Source organism: Janthinobacterium sp. GW823-FHT01H08 (assembly GCF_058797855.1).
Map to the genome: position 1 here is coordinate 1,512,657 of NZ_CM179504.1, position 12,422 is coordinate 1,525,078.

At 58.9% G+C, this 12,422-nt stretch carries 11 protein-coding genes, 1 tRNA gene and 1 pseudogene; 5 read left to right on the top strand and 8 right to left on the bottom strand.

Going from position 1 to position 12,422, the window contains the following annotated elements:
* The first annotated feature begins 138 nt into the window (after positions 1 to 138).
* Together AC3RCG_RS06695 and AC3RCG_RS06700 are read left to right on the top strand one after the other, a co-directional pair.
* Positions 139 to 711: a hypothetical protein gene (locus AC3RCG_RS06695; protein WP_492404463.1), complete on the top strand. Its 573-nt coding sequence runs from the start codon at positions 139 to 141 to the stop codon at positions 709 to 711.
* A 150-nt stretch (positions 712 to 861) separates the two neighbouring features.
* Entirely contained in the window at positions 862 to 1,245 is a 384-nt protein-coding gene (locus tag AC3RCG_RS06700; protein WP_070218195.1) for a hypothetical protein, read from the top strand.
* 517 nt (positions 1,246 to 1,762) lie between these two features.
* Here the strand turns inward: AC3RCG_RS06700 and AC3RCG_RS06705 are convergent.
* From AC3RCG_RS06705 to AC3RCG_RS06715, 3 genes are all read right to left on the bottom strand, one after another.
* On the bottom strand, positions 1,763 to 2,212 hold the full coding sequence (locus AC3RCG_RS06705; RefSeq protein WP_070218194.1) for a hypothetical protein: 450 nt from the start codon (positions 2,210 to 2,212) through the stop codon (positions 1,763 to 1,765).
* A 259-nt stretch (positions 2,213 to 2,471) separates the two neighbouring features.
* Positions 2,472 to 3,131 carry an FxDxF family PEP-CTERM protein gene (locus tag AC3RCG_RS06710; protein ID WP_070218193.1) on the bottom strand — a complete coding sequence of 220 codons (660 nt, stop codon included), beginning with the start codon at positions 3,129 to 3,131 and terminating at the stop codon, positions 2,472 to 2,474.
* A gap of 330 nt (positions 3,132 to 3,461) precedes the next feature.
* Complete coding sequence (locus AC3RCG_RS06715; RefSeq protein ID WP_492404460.1) at positions 3,462 to 5,567, bottom strand: TonB-dependent receptor family protein; 2,106 nt, start codon at positions 5,565 to 5,567, stop codon at positions 3,462 to 3,464.
* Positions 5,568 to 5,854: 287 nt separating this feature from the next.
* On the opposite strand from AC3RCG_RS06715, the gene AC3RCG_RS06720 reads away from it, so the two are divergent.
* On the top strand, positions 5,855 to 6,301 hold the full coding sequence (locus AC3RCG_RS06720) for a response regulator (protein WP_162995554.1): 447 nt from the start codon (positions 5,855 to 5,857) through the stop codon (positions 6,299 to 6,301).
* 83 nt (positions 6,302 to 6,384) lie between these two features.
* Here AC3RCG_RS06720 and AC3RCG_RS06725 read toward each other — a convergent pair.
* A pseudogene (locus tag AC3RCG_RS06725) lies at positions 6,385 to 7,745 on the bottom strand (IS3 family transposase); the annotation flags it as partial.
* Between the two features lie 162 nt (positions 7,746 to 7,907).
* On the opposite strand from AC3RCG_RS06725, the gene AC3RCG_RS06730 reads away from it, so the two are divergent.
* Together AC3RCG_RS06730 and AC3RCG_RS06735 are read left to right on the top strand one after the other, a co-directional pair.
* A complete protein-coding gene (locus AC3RCG_RS06730) occupies positions 7,908 to 8,294 on the top strand; it encodes a BPSL0067 family protein (protein WP_070218191.1) in 387 nt (128 codons plus the stop codon).
* A gap of 29 nt (positions 8,295 to 8,323) precedes the next feature.
* Positions 8,324 to 8,758, top strand: a complete 435-nt coding sequence (locus AC3RCG_RS06735; RefSeq protein ID WP_492490445.1) for an STY0301 family protein — start codon at positions 8,324 to 8,326, stop codon at positions 8,756 to 8,758.
* An 82-nt stretch (positions 8,759 to 8,840) separates the two neighbouring features.
* Here AC3RCG_RS06735 and AC3RCG_RS06740 read toward each other — a convergent pair.
* The 4 genes from AC3RCG_RS06740 to AC3RCG_RS06755 form a co-directional block, all read right to left on the bottom strand.
* A tRNA-His gene (locus AC3RCG_RS06740) sits at positions 8,841 to 8,916 on the bottom strand.
* A gap of 133 nt (positions 8,917 to 9,049) precedes the next feature.
* A complete protein-coding gene (gene murI, locus AC3RCG_RS06745; RefSeq protein ID WP_492405302.1) occupies positions 9,050 to 9,895 on the bottom strand; it encodes a glutamate racemase in 846 nt (281 codons plus the stop codon).
* Positions 9,896 to 9,961: 66 nt separating this feature from the next.
* Positions 9,962 to 11,503, bottom strand: coding sequence for a fumarate hydratase (locus tag AC3RCG_RS06750; RefSeq protein WP_070218188.1), 1,542 nt, complete (start codon positions 11,501 to 11,503; stop codon positions 9,962 to 9,964).
* Positions 11,504 to 11,677: 174 nt separating this feature from the next.
* Complete coding sequence (locus AC3RCG_RS06755; RefSeq protein ID WP_070291168.1) at positions 11,678 to 12,292, bottom strand: YqhA family protein; 615 nt, start codon at positions 12,290 to 12,292, stop codon at positions 11,678 to 11,680.
* Positions 12,293 to 12,422: the final 130 nt, after the last annotated feature.

Sequence of the window (12,422 nt, forward strand, 5' to 3'; positions counted from 1 at the left end):
CATGACCGTATCCGCTACGGGCGGCGCCTGCGAGGGTGCCGCCCGTATTGTTATGTGCGGCAGCCAACGGCGCTGCCGCCCCCGATTCTGTTACCCTCGAAACATACCTTCGGGATATCCCACCACAAGAGGCCTACCATGCAGCGCATCCTGACACTTTCTTCCCTGGCGGCCACCGGCTTGCTGCTTTCCGCCTGCGCTTCCCTGGGCACGCCTGTGGGCTTGCAGGCGGGCCAGACCGTCGCCGTCGTCAACAGCTTGAGCTGGGACAATCCGCTGACGGGCAAGCGCGACGGTGTACGCACCAGCTGGCCCATCAAGGATGGCAAGATTGCCCCTGAATATTTTCCGCTGGCGCAATTGAAGCAATGCGAGGCCGGCGGCAAGGCTTGCAGCTGGGGTGTGATGCGGGCGCAGCGCAGCGCGCCGAAGCTGGCCTATGCGGACGGCGGCGTCGACCTGGCCGTGAACGTTGCGATCGACGTGGCGCGGCGCCAGGATGCGCGCCAGGGCGAGACGCAAACGGCGATGGCGATACCGCAGGACGTGCCAGCCCTGGCGGGCAAGCAGCGTGTGCAGCCCAGCTGGAAATTGAAGTATGGCAAGGTCGAGCAGGTCGAGCTCGATTACGGCGTGCGCTACCAGGTGTGTGTGCAGCGCTACGATGCGGCAGGCAAGGCCATCGACACGTGCGACATTCCATTTATCTGAGGAAACATGGCGCATGGGCCGCTTGTGGCGCCATTGCCACATTTCATGTTGCGGCGTGCGTCGGGGTGTAACAATCGGTAAAAGCACAGCAAAGCACGGCGTAATTTCTTATAGTACTTACTTGAGGTAGTACATATTAGGAGGATTGTGATGAAAACCCTGTTGGCAGTAATTTCGCTGGCCGCATTGGGTGGCTGCGTCGTGGCCCCGCCAGGGCCCGCGTATTACGGTTCGCGCGCGCCACAGGGGGCCTACAATCCCTATGAATGGCATACGGTCTCGTCCGAGCCGGTGCAGTCGGGCCGCGTGATGAGCGCGCCGCGCGTGGAATACACGAATGAGCCCGTCTACGTGCAGCAGTCGCCTGTCTACGTGCAGCAGCCCGTGTATGTGCCGGCGCCCGTGTACGCGCCGCAACCGTATTATTACAATCCGCCCGTATCGATCGGGCTGGATTTCATGTTTGGCTTCGGGCGCTATGGCGGACACCGCGGCGGCTGGGGCGGGCATGGACGTTACCACGGCCGCCGCTAGACGCGGGACGTAGTCCTTCTGGCGTGAGAAAGCGCGCCGTGCTTTACGAAGCACGGCGCGCTTTCTCATTGGCGATGACGAGCAGGGCCGCGAAGCTCAATCAGTGGAAATATACCGAACTCTGGTGCAGCACGTCCGCCGAGCACAGGATATACATCGCCGCCGCTGCCAGACCTATTTGCAAGGCGCCAAAGCTGATCGGGATGAGGCGGGACATGTCGTACTCCTGAATGGTGTGAGGTGGGTTGTCAGGCTTTCATCATAGGTCGAATAAATGCTCTCGGGCATCGGATGAATGTCCGCCACGATGTAGGACAACACCTCGTCGCTGAGGCCCCGCCTCGCTCTCCGGCGGCCTAAGTAACCCCCCAATAAATTATTGCGATTTCTGACTTCTATAATCGGCGCTCTGCGGTGTTGCCCACTGCTAGCAGTGCTCGCACTAAGTCGCAGCGGGCGCCTTGCATAGCATCCGGTTCTATTCGTCATAACTTCACAATAATTTCCTGAGGATTACTTAGCGGTTTTTCCAGCGCAGCACTGGCTCTTCCGGCGCCGTGTCCGGCACGTTCGAAATCGCCAGCCAGTGCGTCAGGCGTTCCGGATGCTTGAGATTGATGCCCATGCCATCGATGATGCCGACCTGTTCCAGCATGCGCGCGTCGATCTTCGCCTTCGACACCGTGGGTGCGCCCATGACCATGCGGTCATATGCCTTGCGCGCCTTGTGTTCCCATTTGTGCAGATTGCTTTCGTCGAAGCGGTTCGCTTCGAAGTACACGGTCAGGGTGCCGTCGAGGTTGCCGAAGCCGACAATGCCCGCGCCCTTGCGGATGGTGGTGGTGTTGTTGATGTCGAATTCCGCCGTGGGCACGAAAATGCCGGCGCGGCCATCGATGTCGGGACGTCCCACGGGTGTTTCCTTGCCGTAGGAACTCGTTTCGGTAATGGTTTTTTCTGCGGACATGGTGCGTGTGTGGTGGCCGTGCCGGGAGCGCAATCGGGTCCGGCAGCGCCAGTCATCCTGTTCAAAAAATGCGTGCTGATGATCAGGGCGGGGTAGGGGCCCTGGCGGAGCGATGCTTGGCATTGCTTGATACCCCGCTATTGTAGCGCCAATTTAATTCTTTTGGACAACATTTAATGCTGCAGTGCACGCTTCTTCGGACGAGAAAAAGCCGCCCGGCCAAACGGCGGGACGGCTGTTGCGTGGCGTCTGTCCGGACTCAGGCGGCTGTCTTGCGGCGTGCCATGAAACCCAGCAAGCCCAGGCCCAGCAGCATCATGGCGTAGGTTTCAGGTTCCGGCACGGCGGCCGTCACCGAGACGTTGTCCAGGTAGGAACCATAGGTCGGTGCGGAGACGGGGCCGATCGATTCGAAACGCAGCAGGCTCGAAGAGCCGAGTGCGGTCACGTTCTGGCTGTAGGTTTGCCACACGCCGCTCGTGTTGCCGATCAATGCCGTTGGCGTCAGCAGGGTCGAACCCCAGTAGACATTCATCAGGCTGTTCGCGCCGCCCGCCGTATCGGGACGGCCCGAGTAGGCAAACGACAGCGCATAGGTGCTGCCGGCCGTGGTGGCGATCGCTTGCGATACCGACGTCAGGCGGTCCGTATTGAGTTCCAGGTATTGCGTGCCGCTGGCGGCGACGGGGTTGAATCCGCCCTGGCCGCCTTGCGTGGCGCCTTTCTGGATTTCAAAGGCCGAATTGCCGCTGGCCGATGAAGTCCAGCCTGTCACGCTGCTGAGCGGAGCCCAGGCTGAGGCGATGACATTGTTTTCGAAACTGCCATTGACCACCAGTTCGGTCGCGGCGTTGGCGGCGCCAGCGGTGACCAGGGTGGCCAGTGCGGCGATCTTCAGGAGGGTGGCTGGCGTTTTCATGGGCTCTCGTCTGATTGATTAAAAGATAATTTGATTTCTTAAATGACATTTAAAGAATATCACCAAAACTCACAAAAAGAACACGTGCTCGCTAAAATTATTTGCAATTGTGAAATCATTTGTATTCATGTGGAAATTAATTTCCTCGATGAATGAATTGCTCTAGCGGTCCAGGGCGAACGCGACGTTGAACTTGCTTGCGTCACGGTATTTTTGTGACATCGGGACGTAAAAAAAACCTGCATCGTAACAACAACGATGCAGGTTTTTTTCAGGTAACTGCCGTGCGCAGCGGCATATCGATTTGATAGGCACCTGCGTGCGCAGGCATCAGAACGCCAGGCGGCCCTGCAGGTAGACCATGCGCGGCGCGCCCACCAGCTTGCCCAGGTTGCCATCCGAGGTGCGCGTGAAGTAGCGCTTGTCGGCGAGGTTGTTGACGCCGGCCACCAGTTCCAGGCCCTTCTGGCCCGGCACTGTCCATTTCACCTGCGTGTTCCAGGTACGGAAGCCGGGAATGACGCCCAGGCTGCCGGCCGTGTTTTCCGCCACGGTATTCGCCTCGTCGGCGAACTGGCGGCTCTGGTGGCTGCTCGACAGGTCGAAGCCCCAAGCGCCCAGCTGATAGTGGGCGCCGACGGTATCCGTGGTGCGCGAATAGAAGGGCACGTCGTTGCCCGCGTTCGCACCATCCTGCAAGGTTGCCTTGGTGTAGGTGTAGGTTGCATAGGCGTTCAAGCCGGCCAGCGGGCCGGACTTGTCGAAGCGGTAGTCGACGGCCGTTTCCAGGCCGCGGTGGTGCGTGGCGCCCACGTTGTAGAAGACGACGTTCTCGCCGCTGCCCACGGACTGGATCTGGTTGTCGAATTTGATGTTGAACAAGGTCGCTTCGGCCGACAGCTGGCCGCTCTTCCAGCGCGCGCCCAGCTCGGCTGTTTTCGCCAGTTCCGGTTGCAGCGGGTTCTTGCTCGACTGCGCATTGAGCTGCGTATTTTGCACGGCGCCAAACGAGCTGTTGTAGTTGCCGAACAGGGTCACGTTGTTATTGAGCAAGTAGGCGACGTTCAGCGAGGGCAGGGCCTTGTTGTTGAGCAGTTCGATCTTCTGGTTGACCGGCAAATGGTTGAAGCGTTCCGTCTTGATGTGCTCGTAGCGTACGCCCGGCGTGATGCGCCAGGCGTCGATGGCGATCTTGTCGTCGATATACACGGCCTGCGCATCGGTGGCATTGTCGGCAAAGCGCGTCGGCGCCTGCCGCACGCCGCTGGCGATGACGACGTTGTAGATGGCCTCGTCGGCGCGCTCGGCCAGGTAGCGGTAGCCGACGGTGACGTCCTGTGTGACCTTGCCGGTGATAAAGCGCTGCGTGTAGCGCGGCTCGATGGCCGTCGTTTCATAGTTGCGCGGCTGGTGGCCCAGGTTTTTTCCGCTGATCAGGGTACTTTCGCGCGAGCTCTTGTTGTAGTAGGCGCGTACCTCGAATTCCTGTGTGCCGGACAGGGCATTCAGGTAGCCGATGTCGAAGGCCTTGCGCTCGCCGCTCCAGAAGTCGGTGGGGCGCGTGTTCTGGAACGGGTCCTGCTTGTATTGTGCCGCGGTCAGGCCGCCCGGCGTGCGCGACGTTACGTCGTAGTAGGACAGCTTGCCGTACACCTCGGCCGTGGGGCTCAGGTCGTAGCGGAACTTCAGGGCGAAGTCGTTGACTTTTTCATCGCTGCCCACGCGCCAGTCGCTGCCGCGGATGCCGGAATACAGCACGGCCAGTCCCAGGCCGCTGTCGAGCTGGGTACCGGCAAACACGCTGGCCTGCGTGTTGTGGCCCACTTCGCTGTACGTGTTGTAGCGCACCGTGGCGTCGCCCGTGATGCCTGGCGTGGTGGGCACGCGGCGCGTCTTGAAGTTGATGATGCCGCCCACGTTTTGCGGGCCGAAGCGCACGGCGCCGCCGCCGCGCACCACGTCGACCGTCTCGACATTGGCCAGGCTGACGGGCGCGAACGACAGTTGCGGCTGGCCATACGGCGCGACCGACATCGGAATGCCGTCAAGTAACACCGTGCTGCGCGGCGAATAGCGCCCGGCCAGTCCGCGCACGCCGATGTTGAGCGAAATGGCACTGCCCGCGCTGCCCGAATTGTCGCTGATCTGCACGCCGGGAATGCGGCGCATCACGTCGCTGAGGCTGGATGCGCCCGAGTTCTCGATGTCGTCCTTTTGCACCACGGTGCGGGCGCCCGCGAAATTCTTCGTGCTGGCGGCCATGCTGGTGCCCAGCAAGTTGCTGCTGACCTGAATCGATTCCAGGATGGGACCGGCATTGTCGGCGCTATTGGCGTCCTGCGCCTGCGCGGCAAGCGGGGCGCCCAGGCAGGCGAGGGCGATGGCCAGCGCGCACGGGCGCAGCGAAAAGGGCAGTGTGACAGGTGTGGCAGCCATGCATGGATCTCCGTAATGACAATGTTTGCGCGGGCAATCGGGCGGCGCGACAACATCGTGGCGTGGACATCCGGCGCAAGGGGATAAGAATGATAATGATTCTCATTTTATCCGTCAATTGCGCAAACTGCGTAGCATGGGCTTTGCCTGGAGAAAGGCGGGAAGTGTTGCTGGCGCGGTACAGGAAGGAGTTTGGATTGCCGCTTGGCACCATTGCTGGGGTGCGGCGGCATTTTGCGTGCTTCTTGTATACTGCCGCTTTTGCAGCCGTCAGACGTGAACGTACAATGAGCCAGACAACTGAAACGACACCAGGCGATTCCTCCGTGGAACGCCGCCAGGGCGACCAGCCGGCAAGTGCTGCGCGCAAATTGAATCTGCTGGTGGTCGACGACAACCAGGAAGTGGGCGAATCGCTGGCCATGCTGCTCGAAGCGCTGGGCCACCATGCGGTGGTGGTGCGCAACTGGCAGATGGCCGTCGAGCAAGTCAAGCTGTGCGTGCCCGATGCCGTCTACCTCGACATCGAAATGCCCGGCATCAGCGGCATCGAAATCGGCCGCCGCCTGCACCACAATCCCGAGACGGCCAACGCCGTGCTGATCGCCGTCACCGGCCACAGCCTGCCCATGTACATGGACGACGCGCTGGCCGTGGGCTTCCGCCACTTCCTCGTCAAGCCCGTGCGCCTGGACGACCTGGCGACGACGGTGCAGTCGGTGCTGGCGGGATAGGTGTCCTGCAGTAAAAGACGAAGAGAGCCGGCTGCATGAACTGACCCCACATAGTTGGACGGTTTAGTTTGCTGGGTTGCCCAGGGCTGAGTTCTGTATTGCACGGGACTCAGCCCTTTTAGCTTGAGCTTGATGCGGTCGTGATTATAGTAGTGGATGTACTTTTTGATGCCGCGTTGTAGTTCATCGACGCTGCCGAACTTGTTCAGATAGAAGAACTCTGTCTTGAGCACAGCGAAGAAGCTTTCCATGGCCGCGTTGTCAAGACAGTTCCCTTTACGCGACATGCTCTGCACCACTTTTTTTTCTTGCAAGGCACGCTGATAAGCCGGCATTCGGTATTGCCAGCCTTGATCCGAATGCACGATGGGCCTCTCATCGTGCTTGAGCTTTTTCAAAGCCTTCCTGAGCATGCTGCCAACCAATGCGAACTCTGGATGCCTTGAGGTCTCAAATGCAATGATTTCGCCGTTGTACAAATCCATGACCGGCGAGAGTTACAGTTTCTCGCCGCGCACCTTGAACTCCGTCACATCGGTCACCCATTTTTGATTGGCGCCATTGGCCTCGAAGCATCGCTTCAGGATATGCGGCGCTGCTTGTCCGACCTCTCCTTTGTACGACCGATACTTTTTGGGCCGCACCAGCGACTTGAGGCCGAGTTTGCGCATCAGGCTTTGAACGGTCTTGTGGTTGACCTTCTCGCCCAATTGTCTGATGGCCAAAGTGATGCGCCGGTAGCCATACCGCCCCTTGTGGCGAGCATAGATGGCAGCGATCTGCTTCTTCAGTCCTGCATATTTGTCACATGCCTGGGCCGCTTTCTGCTGATAATAGAAGGTACTGCGTGGCATGCCAGCGAGCTCAAGCAATGCGCGCAACGGGAAATACTGCCTTAGCTCAGTAACTACTTGCGTTTTTTGCGCATTGTCGTACTCTGCCGCTTCTGCGCTTGAGCTAAGGCTTCTAACTTTTTTAGGTAAGCTACCTCCATGCGCAATTGGTTGACCTCAGCGACCAATTCGTCGTGGGTGCGTTCCGCGGGATCCGGAAGGGATTCGGACGGCTCTGTAGGTGGTGGTAAGGGCATTTGCTTGGGCTTTCCACGTGTGCGTGGCATCAGGGCTTCTAGACCACCGCTATGATAGCAGCGCTCCCAATGACGGATGATGCCGCGATTGCGGATATTGAATACGGCGGCGACCTGCCAGCAAGACAAATCAGCGGACCACATATGCTGCAACACAGAGAGCTTGAACGCTGCACTGTAATGGCTGCACTTTTTTACCAGACCGTCAATGCCATGCGCTGCATGCAATTTAATCCACAATCTCACAGTTGAATGATGAAGATTGTGCTTGTCGGCAATCTGTTTATACCCCGCAGAACCGGACAAATATTGCTCGATAATGCTGAGCTTAAATTGCTCACTGTACTTCGACATGAAAAACCCCAAAAGTTGGTGTCCAACTTTTGGGGTTCAGTTCAGCATGCCGGCTTTTTTGCAAGAATGCGCCTGGGATTGGAAAAACAGTTGTGCTTGCTTAAAAGCGCCGTCCCTGATCCGGCATAGAGTGGCATGACATCTATCTCAAGGAGATGATTCATGCCCTATATTTATTCCAATGTCGCCGAGTTGAAAGGCAGGCCCGTTGTCGGTAGTCGCCACTGCGTCGCTTTGGTGCAGTACTATGCTCGCGCGCCAGTCACGGCAAACTGGCACGAGGGCGAAGCGGTGTTGGGGAACGCCATCATCAAACCGGGAACCGCTATCGCCACATTTGTCAGGGGGCGTTACCCGAACCGACCACATGGCAATCATGCCGCCTTGTTCATCGGCCAGGCGATAGGCGGGATCTATATTGCAGACCAATGGAAAGCCGACGGCAAGACCGAAATTTCGGTGCGGCTGATACGCTCGCAAGGCAAGGACAAGCGCGGTAATTACATCCACGCCAGCGATAACGCCGATGCATTTTCCGTGATTGAATGAGGTTGGTCATGGCATACTCAAAAACGACAATGGCAGCACGAATCTGCTGGCCTGCAATGGCACTGCTGGCCATATCGTGCCTGCAATCGACAGCCAGCGCCGCGCCCGTTGCCTGCCCAGTGTCGATTTCCCAGGGCTCGCTGCAGCTTGCCGATGTACCGCAAGGCTGGACCAGCTATGTCGGTTCGCCACTTTACCTGCATGCGGCGGCGCCGATGAACGGGCCACCGGAGCAGTTGGGCGAGCTGTCGGACTTCCGGCAAAAGCGCTTGAAAAAAGGTTGGGTAGATACTTATCGGCTCGATGGCAAGTTTCCGGAGGGGAAATGGCTGGCCTGTCGTTACGGCGGCACGGGTCAGCTGACTTTGGCGATGCGGCTCGACGACAGTATCGACAGCTGTACTTTTACTTATCGGCAAGGTGAGCATGTCGGTGAGCGCAACATCGCCATCCTGTGCAGATAGTCATGGTGTTTGATTTACGCCATAAAAACCTGCTCTGAAATAGAAAAAGCCCGGTTCGAAAACCGGGCTCTTCTTTATTCTGTGGGGTGGCTGATGGGGCTCGAACCCACGACAACAGGAATCACAATCCTGGACTCTACCAACTGAGCTACAGCCACCACTGTCTTACTTGCCTGTTTAGCTGTTTTGCTGAACAGGTGCCGAATTATACAAAGAACTCGGCAAAGTGGCAAATCTAAATGCAGTCTTTTTTAAAGAATCGAAAGATTGCATGAAAACGCCTGTTTTCGCTCACACGGACAGGTGTTCGACAGGCGGGTGCAAGTCCAGCAAGCCGGCGAAGGCTTGCGCCAGGGATTCGACCTTGGCCGTCGTGTAGCCCTGCAGCTGGGGCGCATCGTTGTTGATGCGGCGTAAGCTTGCCGCGTCGAGCAAGCGGGCCAGCTGGCGCGCCACGGCGTCGCCCGTGTCGACCAGGGTGATCGTTTCCTGCGTATGCGCGCGCACCGTGCGTACGATGGCGTCCTGCACGAAGGGGTAGTGCGTGCAGCCGAGCACCAGGGTGTCGACGCCTTGGTCCAGCATGGGCGCGATGTAGCGTTCCAGCATAGCGCTGGTGGCGTCGAGCGGGTCGTTGCCCAGCTCGCACTGCTCGATGCGGTCGGCCAGGCCGATGCAGGGCTGCAAGATGAACGTGGCGCCCGTGGCTGCGCTCACCTGCTCGCGCAGGGCCAGCAGCTTGTCGCCGCGCAAGGCGCGTTCCGTGGCCAGCACGGCGATCTTGCCGTTACGGCTGATGGCGGCTGCCGGTTTCAAGCCCGGTTCGACGCCGACGATGGGCAAGTCCGGGTAGCGCGCGCGCAGTGCCTTGATGGCAGCGATGGTGGCCGTGTTGCACGCCACCACCAATGCTTTCGCGCCTTGCTGCAACAAGAAGGCGGTGATCGCCAGCGAACGGTCGATCACTTGCTGTTCCGTCTTGTCGCCATACGGCGCGTAGGCGGAATCGGCAAAGTAAATCAAATCTTCCTGCGGCAGCTGCGCGCGGATATGGCGCAGCACGGACAGGCCGCCCACGCCGGAGTCAAAAATGCCGATGGGCGCGTCTGGGCGGGCAGTGCTTGCAATAGAAGTCATATAAAGCCGAAGAAGATAAAAAAACGCCGCGCTGTGTTGCCGCGCGGCGTCTATGGTAGAGCTTGTTTAAGCAACCGTCACGGGAATCTTGCTGACGCTATTGAGTTGCTCGATCTTCGCCTGCCACTCTTTCGGGCCCGTGTTGTGCACCGACGTGCCCTTCGCATCGACGGCCACCGTCACCGGCATGTCGACGACGTCGAATTCGTAGATCGCTTCCATGCCCATGTCGGCAAAGCCCAGCACCTTGGCGTGCTTGATGGCTTTCGACACCAGATAGGCGGCGCCGCCCACGGCCATCAAATAGGCCGACTGATGCTTCTGGATCGATTCGATGGCGACCGGGCCGCGCTCGGCCTTGCCGATCATGGCGATCAGGCCCGTCTTTTCAAGCATCATGTCGGTGAACTTGTCCATGCGCGTGGCCGTCGTCGGACCAGCCGGGCCGACGGCTTCGTCGCGCACCGGATCGACCGGGCCGACGTAGTAGATCACGCGGTTTTTAAAATCGACCGGCAATTCTTCGCCACGGGCCAGCATGTCCTGGATGCGCTTGTGCGCGGCGTCGCGGCCCGTCAGCATCTTGCCGTTCAACAGCAAGGTTTGGCCCGGCGTCCACGAAGCGACTTCTTCCTTCGTCAGGGTGTTCAGGTCGACGCGCTTGGATTTTTCCGTGTCCGGCGTCCAGTGCACTTCCGGCCACGATGACAGCGATGGCGGCGTCATGTAGGCAGGGCCGGAGCCGTCCAGCACGAAGTGGCCGTGGCGCGTGGCGGCGCAGTTCGGGATCATGGCGACCGGCTTCGACGCGGCGTGCGTCGGGTGCATCATGATTTTCACGTCGAGCACGGTCGTCAGGCCGCCCAGGCCTTGCGCGCCGATGCCCAGCGAGTTGATCTTGTCGCACAGCTCGATGCGCAGTTCTTCCAGCTTGTTCTGCGGGCCGCGTTGCTTCAGCTCAAACATGTCGATGTCTTCCATCAACACTTCTTTTGCCATCAGCATGGCTTTTTCGGCCGTGCCGCCGATGCCGATGCCCAGCATGCCGGGCGGGCACCAGCCGGCGCCCATGGTCGGCACGGTCTTCATGACCCAGTCCACCAGCGAATCGGACGGGTTCATCATGATCATCTTCGATTTGTTTTCCGAGCCGCCGCCCTTGGCAGCGACTTTCACGTCGACGGTATTGCCTTCGACCAATTCCATGTGCACGACGGCTGGCGTGTTGTCCTTGGTGTTCTTGCGGTCGAAATGCGGGTCGGCGACGATGGAGGCGCGCAGCTTGTTGTCGTCGAAGTTGTACGCGCGGCGCACGCCTTCGTTGACGGCGTCGGTGACGGTGCCGCTGAAACCTTCGAAGCGCACGCCCATGCCGATTTTCAGGAAGACGTTGACGATACCCGTGTCCTGGCAGATAGGACGCTTGCCTTCCGCGCACATGCGCGAGTTGGTCAGGATTTGCGCGATCGCATCTTTTGCCGCCGGGCTTTGCTCGGCCGCATAGGCGCGCGCCAGGTGCTCGATGTAATCAGCAGGGTGGTAGTAGCTAATGTACTGCAACGCTGCGGCGACGGATTCGATCAGGTCTTCTTGCTTTATGACAGTCATGGTGTTCTCGCGGTGGATAAGAAGGGTAAGACTTTGATGCTGTTTGCTGTTTGCTGTTTGCTAATCAGTATAGGAGCGCCAGAAAAATGTTCAGGGCTAGGCGCCTTGCCGAAGGCAGTACGAATGTACGACTAGGCAAGGCAACAACGCCATGGACTTTTTTATGGATGCTCCTTAGTGGGGTGCTCGGGCTTGGTTCTGTGTCACCGTCATGATGCGGTCCGTGTACGCAATCGCCATCGCCGACAGGATGAAGACCATATGGATCACCGTTTGCGCGATGATCACTTCGATCTTGTACGAGTTGGCATTGATAAACGTCTTCAGCAGGTGGATGGACGAGATGCCGATGATGGCCATCGCCAGCTTCGTCTTCAGCACGGACGCATTCACATGCGACAGCCATTCCGGCTGGTCCGGATGGTCGTCGAGGTGCATGCGCGACACGAACGTTTCGTAGCCGCCGATGATGACCATGATCAACAGATTCGAGATCATGACCACGTCGATCAGGCCCAAGACCACCAGCATGATGGTCGCTTCATTGAGCTTGGTCGGCAGGGCGCCGCCCGGTACGGCCACGGCCGTCAAGACGTGCTGCAGGGCCGCATCATTGCCGAATACGGCGCCGATCAGGTCCGACAGTTCCACCCAGAAATGAAATACGTACACGCATTGGGCAAGGATCAAACCCAGGTACAGCGGCAGCTGCAGCCAGCGCGACATGAAGATGAAGGCGGACAGGGGATGCAGTTTGCTATGTTTGGGCTTTTGTAAGTGGTCGATCATCTGGAGTTTCCTGGGGGTAAATACCAATTTTTGGTATGCCCGACATTTTACACTTGCTGCTGATCACTGCGCATGCCCTCGATTTGGATTCTTGGGCTTGATGAAACACAAAGCGACGCCAACTAATTGA

Excerpts from the sequence above, each read along its gene's own strand:
- AC3RCG_RS06695 (WP_492404463.1), top strand. The coding sequence starts at position 139 with ATGCAGCGCATCCTGACACTTTCTTCCCTGGCGGCCACCGGCTTGCTG.
- AC3RCG_RS06700 (WP_070218195.1), top strand. The coding sequence starts at position 862 with ATGAAAACCCTGTTGGCAGTAATTTCGCTGGCCGCATTGGGTGGCTGC.
- AC3RCG_RS06705 (WP_070218194.1), bottom strand. The coding sequence starts at position 2,212 with ATGTCCGCAGAAAAAACCATTACCGAAACGAGTTCCTACGGCAAGGAA.
- AC3RCG_RS06710 (WP_070218193.1), bottom strand. The coding sequence starts at position 3,131 with ATGAAAACGCCAGCCACCCTCCTGAAGATCGCCGCACTGGCCACCCTG.
- AC3RCG_RS06715 (WP_492404460.1), bottom strand. The coding sequence starts at position 5,567 with ATGGCTGCCACACCTGTCACACTGCCCTTTTCGCTGCGCCCGTGCGCG.
- AC3RCG_RS06720 (WP_162995554.1), top strand. The coding sequence starts at position 5,855 with ATGAGCCAGACAACTGAAACGACACCAGGCGATTCCTCCGTGGAACGC.
- AC3RCG_RS06730 (WP_070218191.1), top strand. The coding sequence starts at position 7,908 with ATGCCCTATATTTATTCCAATGTCGCCGAGTTGAAAGGCAGGCCCGTT.
- AC3RCG_RS06735 (WP_492490445.1), top strand. The coding sequence starts at position 8,324 with ATGGCAGCACGAATCTGCTGGCCTGCAATGGCACTGCTGGCCATATCG.
- murI (WP_492405302.1), bottom strand. The coding sequence starts at position 9,895 with ATGACTTCTATTGCAAGCACTGCCCGCCCAGACGCGCCCATCGGCATT.
- AC3RCG_RS06750 (WP_070218188.1), bottom strand. The coding sequence starts at position 11,503 with ATGACTGTCATAAAGCAAGAAGACCTGATCGAATCCGTCGCCGCAGCG.
- AC3RCG_RS06755 (WP_070291168.1), bottom strand. The coding sequence starts at position 12,292 with ATGATCGACCACTTACAAAAGCCCAAACATAGCAAACTGCATCCCCTG.